We start from the raw sequence: 12,012 nt of genomic DNA on the forward strand, positions 1-12,012 counted from the left end.
CGAGGTCTGTGCCGTTGAAGGTGGTTATGCGCGCAAAGGCCGGGCTACGAGGATCCCGGTCGACCGCCGTATCGCGGCCACGTACTCCGGCAGTGTCGTCCGCGTGATCTCGACCACGCCTCCGGACAAAGGCGCGTGCAGCACGCGCAGGACGTTCGCTGCATCGCGGTACGCGAACGCCGAGTGTGTCACGTCCAGACCGGGGATCGCGGTGGCGAACGCCAGAATGTCGCCCGACTCGATGCGGTCGGATACTTCCGGGATGCGCGCGGTGGGGATCACGTGCCGCGGCCGGCCGTCGAGCGTGCGCTCCATCTCGCCGATCTCGTGGTACACGTCGTCGTTCGCGAGCGCGGGGTAGCTGCTCCGGTGCTCCGTCATGAACCGCAACGGCCGCCTGTCTTCGACTCCGCCCAGCTCGGCGCCGAGCTCGCGGTGCAGGCCGCGCTTCGCGCCGTCGGTGATCCACTCGCTGAAGTAGTGCAGCCGCGACGTGTAGCCGCCGCGCATGCCGCCGCGGTAACGCATGCGCTCCATCTCGTGGCCGTACTTCTCCCAGGAAGGAGCGCCGGGCTCGTCCGCGGCGCGGGACACGGCGATGCACGATTCGACCAGCGAGACGCAGTCGAATTTCGTGAGCGACAATGTGAGCGGCTCGGTGCGGACCGGGCTGCCTCCCGCGCGCAGATAGGCTTCCAGCGTGTACGCCTCGTACGGCGTGCCGACCGCGAGCTCGCCGACGCGGGTGGCGCTGCGTCCGAGCGGCACGTCGGTGCGGGTGAGCTCTTCACGGCGAATCGTCGCGATCCAGGCATCGAGCCGGGCTTCGTCCGGACTCGCCGGTGCGGCGGTGTCGGCCGCCGCGGTGCTCGCGTTGGCCCGCGGCCTCTCGCAGGCGACAAGTCCTATGCCCGCCGCGGTCAGGGCAACGTTCTTGATGAGGGCGCGTCGGGAAATGGCGTCTGACATGGTGCGCACCGGGGAAAGGGCTCCGGACTACAAGCTATGCCTATCATTATAGATACACCTGGACCGAAAGGAGAGAAATATCCCGACCGACATGCGCTCTCCGCCGACTGACGAGCGATACTCTTCGACCGCTCTCAGCGTGGACCGCGCCCGCGTCCTCGCGCGCTCTCTCGACAGCGCGGTCCGGATCCCGGGCACGAACATGCGCTTCGGGCTCGACGCGGTGATCGGGCTCGTCCCCGGCCTCGGCGACGTCGCCGGCGCGGCGATGGGGAGCTACCTCGTTGTGCTCGGATCCCGGCTCGGCGCGCCCAAGCCCGTGCTCGCGCGCATGGTGCTCAACGTCGCGCTCGACACGCTCGTGGGGATAGTTCCGGTGGCGGGCGATCTGTTCGACGTCGCGTGGAAGGCCAACATGCGCAACATGGCCCTGCTCGAGCGGTACATCGACAGGCCGGCCGCGACGAGAAGATCGAGCAGCGCTTTCGTGTTGGCGATCGTCGCGGCGCTCGCGCTGCTCGCCGTGGGCGGGATCATGTTGGCGGTCGTCGTGGTCCGCTGGCTGTTCGGGGCGCTGAGTTGAAGGAGATACTCGGCCTGCACCACGTCACCGCGATCGCGGGCGACGCGCGCGAGAACCTGGAGTTCTACACGCGCGTGCTGGGCATGCGCCTCGTGAAGCGCAGCGTGAATCAGGATTCGCCGGGCACGTACCACCTGTTCTACGCCGACGCCGTCGCGCACCCCGGCACCGACCTGACTTTCTTTCCCTGGCCCGAGATGGCGCCGGCGAAAGCGGGGATCGGGCTGACCATGGAAGTCGCGCTCGCGATTCCGGCGGGCGCGCTCGAGTTCTGGATCGAGCGGCTGGAGAGCAGCGGAGTGAAGACCACCGCGATCGAAGAGCGCCGCGGCGAGCGCTGCCTTCCCTTCGCGGATCCGCACGGACTGCCGCTCGTGCTCGCCGAGACCGCGGACGCGCGCGAGTTCGCCGTGTGGGACAAGAGTCCGATCGCCGCGAGTCGGCAGATCATGGGTCTGCACTCGGTGCGGTTATGGGAGCGCTCGCTCGAGGAGACCTCGACATTCCTCACGCGCGTGCTCGGCTTCGAGGAGCTCGGCGCGGAGGGTGAGTGGCACCGCTTCGGCGTACATGGCGGCGGGTCCGGCAAGTTTCTCGAGATCCGCGAGCTGCCGGAGATCGCGCGCGGCGCGTGGGGCACCGGCGGAGTGCATCACATCGCTTGGCGCGTCGCCGATCTCGACGCCGAGCTCGCGGTGCGCGAGCGCATCAGCGTCGCCAAGAGACGACCGACCGATGTGATCGATCGCTTCTGGTTCAAGTCGGTGTACTTCCTCGAGCCGGGCGGCGCGCTGTTCGAGATCGCGACCGACGGCCCTGGATTTACGGTGGACGAGAAGTTGGAGTCCTTGGGGGAGAAGCTCGTCCTTCCGCCTTGGCTCGAACCGAGCCGTGCGGTGATCGAAGCCGCGCTGCCGCCATTAAAGCGGTGACTAGTGACTAGTGACTAATCACTAATCACTAGATCACTAATCACTAATCACTAATCACTAATCACTAACGCTCAGTCGGCTAACAGTTCAAATCCGCGGCTTGCCGGGCCCACGGCGGCGGCTCGAGACCGGTCCTTTGCGTCGCAGGCCGGTCTTCTGCGGACCCGCGGGCTCGGGCGCTGCCTTCGGACTCGAATCCGCGGCTTTCGGCGCGGGCCTCGCTTTCTTCTCCTTCGAGCGCGTACGGTCTGCGCTCCGCTGCGCGCGCATCTTGGCCAGGCGCTCGGCGAGCGGGATCTCCAGACTCTCGGCGGTCTTCGCGGAGTAGTCGAAATCGGGGACGGTGACGCGCAATAGCGGGTGACCGACCACCCGTTCGATCGCGTGCAGGTCGCCGAGCTCGCCGGGCGCGACGAATGTGAACGCGTCGCCGGTCAGCTCGGCACGAGCGGTGCGGCCGACGCGGTGGATGTAGTCCTCGGGCTTGTTTGGCACGTCGAAATTCACGACGTGGCCGAGGGCCTCGACGTCGATCCCGCGCGCGGCGATGTCCGTCGCGATCAGCACGCGGTACACGCCGTTCTTGAATCCTTCCAGCGCTTCGGTGCGCTGCGGCTGCGTGCGATTGCCGTGGATGCGCGCGGCGTTGATCCCGCGCTTGTCGAGATACTCCCACAGCCGGTTGGCGCGATGCTTGGTGCGGGTGAATACGAGCGCGTCGTGCATGATCTCGCGCTCGAGCAGCGTGAGCAACAGCTCGGATTTGCGCTCCTGCGGCACGAGGTAGATCGCCTGCGTGATCCCGACAGCGGGCTTGGACTGGCGCTCAAGGTTGATCGTCGCGGGATCCTTGAGCATCTCCCGCGTGAGCTGCACGATCTGGCCGGGTATCGTCGCGCTGAAGAACAGCGTCTGGCGCTTGGTCGGCACGTAACGGAGCAGGCGGCGGATGTCGGGGAGAAATCCCATGTCCAGCATACGGTCCGCTTCGTCGAGCACCAGATGCTCGATCTTGTCGAGCTTCGCGTACGGGAAGCGCAGGTGGTCGAGCAGGCGGCCGGGAGTCGCGACGATGACGTCAACGCCGGTTCGGAACGCGTGCTCCTGCGGTCCCATCGCGACGCCGCCGAAAACCGAAGCGGAAGTGATGGGCGTGTGGACCGCGAGATCCTCGAGGTCTTCCAGGATCTGCGCGGCTAGCTCGCGAGTGGGAGTGAGAATGAGCGCGCGCGTGGTGCGGCGCGGCTTGGCGAGCAGGCTGTTGAGGATCGGCAGCAGAAAAGCCGCGGTCTTGCCGCTTCCCGTCATGGCGCAGGCGAGGACATCCTTGCCCGCAACGGCGGGCGGAATGGCGTCGGCCTGGATGGGCGTGGGCCGGGTGAAACCCAGCTCCTTGACACCCTTGAGAAGATCGGGGTGGAGGTCGAACGAACCGAAAGGCATGAAGTGTTTTATGGGCTTAGGTAAGTGTCTTACATAAGGAAGATAGGCCGTTGCAGGGCCAACCACTGCGATTCCGGGCGCTTTCGGGGCGGCTTCAACCTTGACTAGTCTGACTAGATAACATTACAGTAGAGGATGAAATACACCTACTCCCTCTACGATGCGAAGGCCAAGCTCTCGGCGCTCGTTCGGAAGGTCCGGGAGGGTCATCACGTGACCATCACGCTTCACGGCGAGCCGGTCGCCGAGCTGCGGCCGGTCGCCAAGACGGAGGGAGGACTCGCCGCGCGCCTGAAGGACCTGAAAGAGCGGGGAGTCATTGTTCCAGCCGCGACCCGTCCAGGTCCCATACGCGCCGTCGCGAGGCGTCCTGGGGCGCTCAAGCGTTTTCTGGACGAACGCGACTGAATGAAGGTTGGGTACGTAGATACGTCGTGTCTTGTCGCATTGGCCCTGGCTGAGCCGGCCGCGGCCAGGATACAACGCAGGCTGAGTGGCTTTGACGAGCTCCATGCTTCGAATCTGCTCGAGGCCGAGTTGAATTCAGTCATGCTGCGCGAGCGCTCCGCTTCTACGCCAGCGCTGTTCAAGGGTATCAGCTGGGTAGTTCCTGATCGGCCGTTGCACGCGGAGATCGCGCGAGTTCTCGAGGCAGGATACGTGCGTGGCACCGATTGCTGGCACCTCGCCAGCGCGTTGTATCTGGCTCGTGAGCCGGAAACGTTGATCTTTCTGACACTGGACATGAGGCAGTTGGCCGTCGCCCGCAAGCTCGGATTCCAGGAATAGCGATGCCCAGGCTCCCGCTCGTCCTCGTGCACGGCTACTCCGCGGACGCGGGCTCGTTCCGGAAGTGGTCCGCCGAGCTTGGCGCGCGCGGCTACGACGTGAGCACGATCCACGTCTGCAATTACCGGTCGCTAACCAACGAAGTCACGATCCGCGACATCGCCGAGGGTTTCGACCGGGCGCTGCGCGAGCGCGCGGGACTCGACCGGGACGAGCCGTTCGATGCCATCGTGCACTCGACGGGAATGCTCGTCGTGCGCTCGTGGCTCACCGCGTACGCCAAGCGGCGCGACCGGCTCAAGCACCTCGTCGCGCTCGCGCCGGCGACGTTCGGCTCGCCGATCGCGCACAAGGGACGCAGCTGGCTGGGCGCGCTGTTCCAGGGGAATCGCGAGCCGGGTCCCGATTTTCTCGAGGCAGGCGACAAGATCCTCGACGGGCTCGAGCTGGGCGGCCGGTACACGTGGGACCTCGCGCACCAGGACATGCTCGGCACGGAGACGCACTACGGCCCGACCGGCAACACTCCCTTCGCGTTCGTCTTCTGCGGTGACCGCGGCTACAGCGGACTCGGCGCGATGGCCAATTCGCCCGGCAGCGACGGTACCGTGCGCTGGGCCGGCTGCGCGCTCAACATGCGGAAGATTTCGCTCGATCTCACCGTCGATCCCGCGCGCGTCGGGGCGACCGGACGCGTGAACGTGGAGCCGTGGCCGAACGTGGACATCCCGGTGATCTTCGTGGCCGGGAAGAATCACGGGACGATTCTGAGCGATCCCGGGCGGTGGCTCGTGGACATGGTGGACCGCGCGCTCCAGGTGTCGGACGGCGAGCAGTTCGACAAGTGGCTCGCGACGGCCGAGCGCGACGCGGATGCGGCGCGACGGGGGGTGGACGAATGGCAGCAGTTCGTGATCCGCGCGGTGGACGAGCGCGGCGATCCGATCACCGACTACAACGTGCAGCTGTTCTCGCGCCGCGGGCACGACGAGCAGCCGATCCCGTTCGCGGTGGACGTGCACACGTACCTGGCCGACGCGAGCTTGCGCTGTTTTCACGTGAACTTGACGCAGCTTCGCGTGGAGGACATGACGAGTCTGTGGATTCGCGTGATCGCTTCATCTGGTTCGGCGCTCGTCGGCTACACCGGCTTCGGCAGCGACAAAGTCGGCGATGTGTCCAGCGGCACCTCGCGAGATGGGAAGTGGGACGGAGAGCTGAACCTGTCGTCGCTGGTCGGCGACGCGAAGGTGAAGTTCTTTTATCCGTACACGACGACGCTGGTCGAGCTGAAATTGAATCGCGAGCCGTTGCCATTGGCCGGGCGCAACGAGGTGTGCTGGTTCTGAACTACAGCTAGCTGCTAGCTGCCAGCTGCTTGTTAGACTTCGGCATGAGTTCCGTATTCCTCCTTTCTCCCGCTAGTACCGCCGGCAAGCGGGCGGCGATTCTGATGAATCCCGGGGCGGAGTTCGAGCTGGCGAGGCGGCTGCGGAACGACGAGCTGAGTATCGGAGAGGTATTCAGCTTTCTCAGTGGTTTGTACTTCCGTGGAAAGCTCGCCTACGCCAGGAAATTTGCGGCGGCGCCGGAGAGCATCTTCGTCATCACGTCGAATCACGGGTTGGTGTCGCCGGACACGCTCGTCGACCTCGACGAGTTGCGCGAATTCGCGGCGGTACCGATAGATCTGGAGGAGCCGCGGTACGTGCGGCCGATGGCCGCCGGCGCGCGCAATCTCGCTGCCTCGGCTGACCGGACAACGCGGATCGTTCTGCTCGGCAGCATCGCGACCAGGAAGTACGTCGAGCCTCTCGGTGAAGTGTTCGGAGAGCGACTGGTCTTCCCATCCGAGTTCGTGGGCCGCGGCGACATGAGTCGCGGCGGGCTGATGCTGCGGAGCGTGCTGGCGGGAAAGGAGCTGGACTACATCCCCGTCGCCACTGCCGTACGTCGCGGAGCGCGGCCGCCTAAGCTGGAGAAGATTCCCCGGTAGCGGTCAATCGCGCAACGAGGATGCGCATCTCGACGCCGTCGGCGTAGTAATCGTTCACGCTCGCCTCATCGGTGAAGCCGGCGAGCGTGAGCAGCTCGGCGTAGCTCTTCATCTCCGGCAGATCGGGAAGCTCCGCGACGATCAACCGGGCGCCGCCGGCCGAGAGCTCCTTGACCGCGGCCGAGAGCGCCGCGATCCCGCTGGCTTCGTCCGCGCGCGCGATGCACGAGATCGCGCCCGTCCTGTCGGCGCCGGCCACGAAGTTGAAAGAGACGAACGCGCGCAGCTCGGCGCCTGCGAATGAGCCGAGCGCGGAATGCTCTCCGTCAGCGTTCGCCGCGATGGTGTCGAGCACCCAACTGGGTCGCTCGCCGTTGTCCGCCCAGCATGGATCACACGACAGCAGATCAGCCGCGGCCGGCACGTCGGCAGGGCCAAGCGCCCGCTCACTCATACAAGCCAGCGCGCAGGCCGCAGGACGGAGGGCGCAGGGTCGTTAGCACGCAGCACGCAGCGCAGTTCAAATGTGAATCGACCGCCCAAGCACGCCGAGCGCCGCTTCCTTTACCACCTCGGACAGCGTCGGATGCGAATGCACCGTGATCCCGATGTCCTCCGACGAGCCGCGGTACTCGAACGCGAGCACCACTTCCTGAATCAGCTCCGATGCGTTCGCGCCGATGATGTGGCAGCCGAGCAGCTCGTCGGTCTTGGCGTCGGCGATGAACTTCACGAAGCCGCTCGTCTCGTTCATGCTGCGCGCGCGGCCGTTCGCGGAAAAGGGAAACTTGCCGACCTTGAACTTGCGGCCGCTGTCCTTCACCTCCTGCTCGGACAGGCCGACGGTCGCGATCTCGGGCCAGGTGTACACCACCGAGGGCATCGACCTGTAATCCATGCGCGCCTTATGGCCCGCGATCACCTCCGCCGCGACGACGCCTTCCTCTTCGGCCTTGTGCGCGAGCAGCTTGCCGCCGACCGCGTCGCCGATGGCGTACACGTCCGGGAGATTGGTGCGCATCTGGCCGTCCACCACCAGCTCGCCGCGCTGACCGACGTTGAGGCCAAGCGCCTTCGCGTCGATTCCCTGAAGCGACGGCTTGCGTCCGACGGAGACGAGCACGCGGTCCGCTTCGAGCGTCTCGGTCTTGCCGTTCGCGTCTATGTCCACGAGCACGCGGTTCTTCTCGACGCGCGCGCCGGTGACCTTGGTGCCGACGCGGAGGTCGAGCCCCTGCTTGCGGAAGATCTTGTCTGCTTCCTTGACGACCTCGTGGTCGGTGCCGGGAAGAATCGTCGGCGTCAGCTCGACGACGGTCACTTTCGCGCCGAGCCTGCGCCAGACGGAGCCGAGCTCGAGTCCGATGATTCCGCCGCCGATGACGACGAGATGCTTCGGCACTTCGGCAATCCGCAGCGCGCCGTCATTGGAGAGCACGCGGTCCTCGTCGAACTTGAGAAAGGGCAGCTCAATCGGGATCGAGCCCGTCGCGATGATCACGTGCTTCGCCTGGTAGCTGGTGGTCTTGCCGTCCTCGCCCGCGACGTCCACGACGTTGCCGGCCTTCAGCGTTCCGCGTCCCTTCGCCCAGGTGATCTTGTTCTTCCGGAAGAGGAACTCGATTCCCTTGGTGTTCTGCGCGACGACGTCGTCCTTGCGCTTGAGCATCGCGGCGAGGTCCAGCTCGACGCCGGACGTTTTCACGCCGTGCGCGGCGGCGTGCAGCCGCGCGAACTCGTAGTGCTCGGACGAAGTCAGCAGCGCCTTCGAAGGAATGCAGCCGATGTTGACGCACGTTCCGCCGAGCGTCTTCGCCTGCTCGACGCAGACGGTGGCGAGTCCGAGCTGCGCGGCGCGGATCGCGGCGACGTAGCCGCCGGGGCCGCCGCCGATGATTACTACGTCGACGGTGGACGGGGAATTGTCAGGCATTGGAAAAAGCTAACGGCAACGGCGACAGATAACTGCGAGGGGCGGGGACCGGCGTGGGGGCAACTCCTCGCACCTACGCGCTCGCTGCGCTCGCGCTAAGACGGTGCTTCGGAGTTGCCCCCACGCCGGTCCCCGCCCGGGGTGCGCCCGCCGGTTCCTCTACTGCCGCCTGGCTGTGAACCGGCCGCTGACGCGGTCGCCGCCACCGGTCGGCGTCGCGACGAACGATCCGACCAGTGAGTCGCCCTCAACCCGTCCGTCGGTCGTGGTGTTCACCTCGGCGCTGCCCACCGTCGGGCTGGTGTAGGGCCCGAACGCCGTGCGCATGCCGGACTCGGTGGCGGATTCTACGCGGATCGGGATATCGGTCGTCTGGCCGCTGAAGCGAAGCGTGCCGGTCAGATCGGGGCCCGCCGGGGTGAAGGTCATCGTCCAGGCCGAGCCGGTGTCCGATGCCGGCGCATTGAGGCGGTACGAGCGGCCGTTCCACGTCCCAGCGTACATGGACTGCGCGGGCGTCAGTGCGGGCGTGGCCGGCTCGATCGCCGCGGTGGTGTCGGTCTCGGCGTCGTCGCCGCCCTTGCATGCGACGAGCGCGAGAGCCATTGAGGCGAGAATCAATTTTTTCATGCAGCCTCCTGTGGGGGAAAACGGTGAATCCGAATCAATCAGTCCACCAGCATCGCCGCGGGGTCTTCCATCAGCTCCTTGAGCCGTACGAGGAAAAGCACGGAGTGCTGTCCGTCCACGATGCGGTGGTCGTACGACAGCGCGACGTACATCATCGGGCGCGCCTCGATCTTCCCGTCGATCACGACAGGCCGGTCCTGGATCTTGTGCAGCCCGAGAATGCCCACCTGCGGGTAGTTGATGATCGGCGTGGACACCAGTGAGCCGAAGACGCCGCCGTTGGTGATGGTGAACGTTCCGCCGGTAAGGTCGTCCATCGTCAGCTTGCCGTCGCGCGCGCGCTTGGCGACGTCGGCGATGCCGCGCGCGATCTGGATCATCCCTTTGCTGTCGGCGTCCTTCACGTTCGGGACGACGAGCCCCTGGTCGGACGCGACCGCGATCCCCATGTGCACGTAGTGCTTGTACAAAATGCTGTCGCCGTCGAGCTGCGCGTTGATGTTCGGGAAGCTCTTCAGCGCGAGACACGCGGCCTTCACGAAGAACGGCATGAACGAGAGCTTGACGCCGTGCTCCTTTTCCGTGCGCTCCTTCAGTCGATCGCGCAGCGACATGACGGCGGTCATGTCGATCTCGTTGAACGTGGTCAGGTGCGCGGTCGAGTGCTGGCTCTCGAGCAGGTGCTCGGCGATCCGCTTGCGCCGCGTCGACATCTTTTCGCGTGTCTCGCGAGAGCCGTCGGTGGCTGGTGTCTGTGTGCGGGCGCCCCGATCCGGGCCGACTGCAGCGGCTAGCTTGGCTCCCTGCGGCGCCTGCTGCGCAGTCGCCTTGGTCGCCGAAGACGCCGCCTCCGTCGATCCGGCATCGGGGCGCCCCTCGGGCACGGTGCCGGCCGCGGTTCCGGCGCGGGCAGCCTCGAGAACATCAGGCTTGCTCACGACGCCGCCGCGCCCTGTTCCTTGAACCGCACTGATGTCGACCCCGGACTCGTCGGCAACGCGGCGCGCGGCGGGCGAGGATTTCATTTCGGCAGCCGGCGCGGGCGGCGCTTCGGCTTTGGACGGGGCGGCGGCGGGCGCGGTACTCTCGGTCTTCGTGTCGTCGATCTCGCCCAGGACTTCGTTCACCTTCACGACGTCGCCTTCCTTCTTGGCGTGTCGAGCGACGACCCCGGCTTTCAGCGCCGGGACCTCGACGGTGATCTTGTCCGTCTCCAGCTCCACCACGGTGTCGCCGGCCGCGACGGCTTCGCCTTCCTGCTTGGTCCAGCGCGAGACGGTCGCTTCCACGATGGATTCGCCGAGCGGCGGGACTTTAAGCGAGATCATGCGTTCAGTGCCGGAGTGCGGGAAACCGAAGAGGGCCGTAAACTTCACCGAGCCAACAGCCAACAGCCAACAGCCAATAGCCAACAGCCAACAGCTTCGTTTCAAAATATAGCCGCAAGCAAAGTGCGAGCACTCACGATATCCACTCACGGCGGGCTCGACTCGCTCGAGTACCGTACGGACCTGCCGGTGCCGGAGCCCGGACCGGGGCAGCTCCGCGTCCGCGTGCGCGCGGCGGCCCTCAATCATCTCGACATCTGGATGCTCGGCGGTCTGCCGGGCGTCACGATCCAGCCGCCGTGGACGCTCGGCGCCGACGCGTGCGGCGTGGTGGACAAGCTCGGTAAGGACACGGCGGATGCAGCCGCCAACGTCGGTGACTACGTCGTCATCAACCCCGGCATCAGCTGCCGGCGCTGCGAGTTCTGCCTGCGCGGCGAGCATTCACTGTGCGTGAAGTTCGGGCTGCTCGGCGAGCACCTTCCCGGAACGCTCGCGGAATACGTGATCGTGCCCGCGACCAACGTGCGCGCCATACCGGCCGAGACTCAGCCCGAGATTGCGGCGGCGTTCACGCTCGCGACGATTACCGCGTGGCGCATGATCGTGTCGCGCGCGCAAGTGCAGGCGGGAGAGACGGTGCTCATCTGGGGGATCGGCGGCGGCGTCGCGATCGCGGCGCTGCAGATCGCCAAGCTGCGCGGGGCGACGGTGTGGGTGACCTCGAGCAGCGACGCCAAGCTCGCGCGCGCCCGCGAGCTCGGCGCGGACAAGGCGCTCAATCACGCGGCGGTGGACGTCGCGGCCGAAGTCCGCGCGCTCACCGGCAAGCGCGGCGTGGACGTGGTCGTGGACGACGTCGGGCCGGCGACGTGGGAGAAATCGCTCGGCTCGCTGGCGAAGTCCGGACGGCTCGTCACGTGCGGCGCGACTTCGGGTCCGAAAGTCGAGACCGACGTGCGCAAGCTGTTCTGGAACCAGTGGACGATCCTCGGCTCGACGATGGGCAGCGACGCCGAGTTCGACGCGATCGTCGGCGAGCTGGCGCAGGGACGGCTCCTGCCGCCGGTAGACAGCGTGTTCGACCTGGAAGACGGACGCGCGGCGTTCGAGCGGCTCCAGACGGCCGGCCGGTTCGGAAAGGTCGTAGTGCGTATCTCTAATGAATGAAGAGCAGGCGGGTGGCGAAGCGCAGTACACCGCGGCGGAGGTGGACCAGATCCGCCGCGCATGGTCGGGCGAGCACCCACCCGACTGCCCGCGGTGCGGCTCCAGGCTGACCCGGCGGCGGATCGGCGGGGGATCGTTCGGCCTCGGCTACGCCCGGCGGCGGGAGTGGCTGATCTGCCCGGGGTGCAAGCGGAGCGCGCTGTTCGACTTGAAGCGGGGGACCAGGAACTAGGTGACTA

The 12,012-nt window shown here is 66.5% G+C and carries 14 protein-coding genes; 8 read left to right on the forward strand and 6 right to left on the reverse strand.

The window, feature by feature from the left end:
• Positions 1-24: 24 nt before the first annotated feature.
• Complete coding sequence (locus WEA80_07430; protein ID MEX1186405.1) at positions 25-969, reverse strand: N-acetylmuramoyl-L-alanine amidase-like domain-containing protein; 945 nt, start codon at positions 967-969, stop codon at positions 25-27.
• A 91-nt stretch (positions 970-1,060) separates the two neighbouring features.
• Between WEA80_07430 and WEA80_07435 the strand changes: the two genes are divergently transcribed.
• Both WEA80_07435 and WEA80_07440 read left to right on the forward strand, forming a co-directional pair.
• Positions 1,061-1,552, forward strand: a complete 492-nt coding sequence (locus WEA80_07435; protein MEX1186406.1) for a DUF4112 domain-containing protein — start codon at positions 1,061-1,063, stop codon at positions 1,550-1,552.
• Positions 1,549-2,484 (forward strand): ring-cleaving dioxygenase, encoded by a 936-nt coding sequence (locus WEA80_07440; protein ID MEX1186407.1) that lies wholly within the window; start codon positions 1,549-1,551, stop codon positions 2,482-2,484. Before WEA80_07435 ends, WEA80_07440 begins: the two co-directional genes overlap by 4 nt.
• Positions 2,485-2,571: 87 nt before the next feature.
• On the opposite strand, the gene WEA80_07445 is transcribed toward WEA80_07440, so the two are convergent.
• Positions 2,572-3,927, reverse strand: coding sequence for a DEAD/DEAH box helicase (locus WEA80_07445; protein MEX1186408.1), 1,356 nt, complete (start codon positions 3,925-3,927; stop codon positions 2,572-2,574).
• A 135-nt stretch (positions 3,928-4,062) separates the two neighbouring features.
• Between WEA80_07445 and WEA80_07450 the strand changes: the two genes are divergently transcribed.
• The 4 genes from WEA80_07450 (at position 4,063) to WEA80_07465 (ending at position 6,712) form a co-directional block, all read left to right on the forward strand.
• On the forward strand, positions 4,063-4,335 hold the full coding sequence (locus WEA80_07450) for a type II toxin-antitoxin system prevent-host-death family antitoxin (GenBank protein MEX1186409.1): 273 nt from the start codon (positions 4,063-4,065) through the stop codon (positions 4,333-4,335).
• Positions 4,336-4,716, forward strand: coding sequence for a PIN domain-containing protein (locus WEA80_07455; GenBank protein ID MEX1186410.1), 381 nt, complete (start codon positions 4,336-4,338; stop codon positions 4,714-4,716).
• A gap of 2 nt (positions 4,717-4,718) precedes the next feature.
• Entirely contained in the window at positions 4,719-6,065 is a 1,347-nt protein-coding gene (locus tag WEA80_07460; protein ID MEX1186411.1) for a hypothetical protein, read from the forward strand.
• A gap of 104 nt (positions 6,066-6,169) precedes the next feature.
• The gene (locus tag WEA80_07465; GenBank protein MEX1186412.1) at positions 6,170-6,712 is read left to right on the forward strand and encodes a hypothetical protein; all 543 of its coding nucleotides are present in this window, start codon (positions 6,170-6,172) and stop codon (positions 6,710-6,712) included.
• On the opposite strand, the gene WEA80_07470 is transcribed toward WEA80_07465, so the two are convergent.
• From WEA80_07470 to odhB, 4 genes are all read right to left on the reverse strand, one after another.
• Positions 6,687-7,166 (reverse strand): hypothetical protein, encoded by a 480-nt coding sequence (locus tag WEA80_07470; GenBank protein ID MEX1186413.1) that lies wholly within the window; start codon positions 7,164-7,166, stop codon positions 6,687-6,689. The genes WEA80_07465 and WEA80_07470 overlap by 26 nt on opposite strands.
• 66 nt (positions 7,167-7,232) lie before the next feature.
• The gene (gene lpdA / locus WEA80_07475) at positions 7,233-8,645 is read right to left on the reverse strand and encodes a dihydrolipoyl dehydrogenase (protein MEX1186414.1); all 1,413 of its coding nucleotides are present in this window, start codon (positions 8,643-8,645) and stop codon (positions 7,233-7,235) included.
• A gap of 159 nt (positions 8,646-8,804) precedes the next feature.
• Positions 8,805-9,275, reverse strand: coding sequence for a hypothetical protein (locus WEA80_07480; protein MEX1186415.1), 471 nt, complete (start codon positions 9,273-9,275; stop codon positions 8,805-8,807).
• Between the two features lie 38 nt (positions 9,276-9,313).
• A complete protein-coding gene (gene odhB, locus WEA80_07485) occupies positions 9,314-10,603 on the reverse strand; it encodes a 2-oxoglutarate dehydrogenase complex dihydrolipoyllysine-residue succinyltransferase (protein ID MEX1186416.1) in 1,290 nt (429 codons plus the stop codon).
• A gap of 123 nt (positions 10,604-10,726) precedes the next feature.
• Here odhB and WEA80_07490 point away from each other — a divergent pair, with 123 nt between their 5' ends.
• Both WEA80_07490 and WEA80_07495 read left to right on the forward strand, forming a co-directional pair.
• Positions 10,727-11,773 (forward strand): zinc-binding dehydrogenase, encoded by a 1,047-nt coding sequence (locus tag WEA80_07490; GenBank protein ID MEX1186417.1) that lies wholly within the window; start codon positions 10,727-10,729, stop codon positions 11,771-11,773.
• Positions 11,766-12,005: a hypothetical protein gene (locus WEA80_07495; GenBank protein MEX1186418.1), complete on the forward strand. Its 240-nt coding sequence runs from the start codon at positions 11,766-11,768 to the stop codon at positions 12,003-12,005. Before WEA80_07490 ends, WEA80_07495 begins: the two co-directional genes overlap by 8 nt.
• The last annotated feature ends 7 nt before the right edge of the window (positions 12,006-12,012 follow it).

It is taken from the genome of Gemmatimonadaceae bacterium, from assembly GCA_040882285.1.
Lineage (GTDB): Bacteria > Gemmatimonadota > Gemmatimonadetes > Gemmatimonadales > Gemmatimonadaceae > JACDCY01.

Coding starts and splice junctions, on each gene's coding strand:
- WEA80_07430 (MEX1186405.1), bottom strand. CDS start 969: ATGTCAGACGCCATTTCCCGACGCGCCCTCATCAAGAACGTTGCCCTG.
- WEA80_07435 (MEX1186406.1), top strand. CDS start 1,061: ATGCGCTCTCCGCCGACTGACGAGCGATACTCTTCGACCGCTCTCAGC.
- WEA80_07445 (MEX1186408.1), bottom strand. CDS start 3,927: ATGCCTTTCGGTTCGTTCGACCTCCACCCCGATCTTCTCAAGGGTGTC.
- WEA80_07450 (MEX1186409.1), top strand. CDS start 4,063: ATGAAATACACCTACTCCCTCTACGATGCGAAGGCCAAGCTCTCGGCG.
- WEA80_07455 (MEX1186410.1), top strand. CDS start 4,336: ATGAAGGTTGGGTACGTAGATACGTCGTGTCTTGTCGCATTGGCCCTG.
- WEA80_07460 (MEX1186411.1), top strand. CDS start 4,719: ATGCCCAGGCTCCCGCTCGTCCTCGTGCACGGCTACTCCGCGGACGCG.
- WEA80_07465 (MEX1186412.1), top strand. CDS start 6,170: ATGAATCCCGGGGCGGAGTTCGAGCTGGCGAGGCGGCTGCGGAACGAC.
- WEA80_07470 (MEX1186413.1), bottom strand. CDS start 7,166: ATGAGTGAGCGGGCGCTTGGCCCTGCCGACGTGCCGGCCGCGGCTGAT.
- lpdA (MEX1186414.1), bottom strand. CDS start 8,645: ATGCCTGACAATTCCCCGTCCACCGTCGACGTAGTAATCATCGGCGGC.
- WEA80_07480 (MEX1186415.1), bottom strand. CDS start 9,275: ATGAAAAAATTGATTCTCGCCTCAATGGCTCTCGCGCTCGTCGCATGC.
- odhB (MEX1186416.1), bottom strand. CDS start 10,603: ATGATCTCGCTTAAAGTCCCGCCGCTCGGCGAATCCATCGTGGAAGCG.
- WEA80_07495 (MEX1186418.1), top strand. CDS start 11,766: ATGAATGAAGAGCAGGCGGGTGGCGAAGCGCAGTACACCGCGGCGGAG.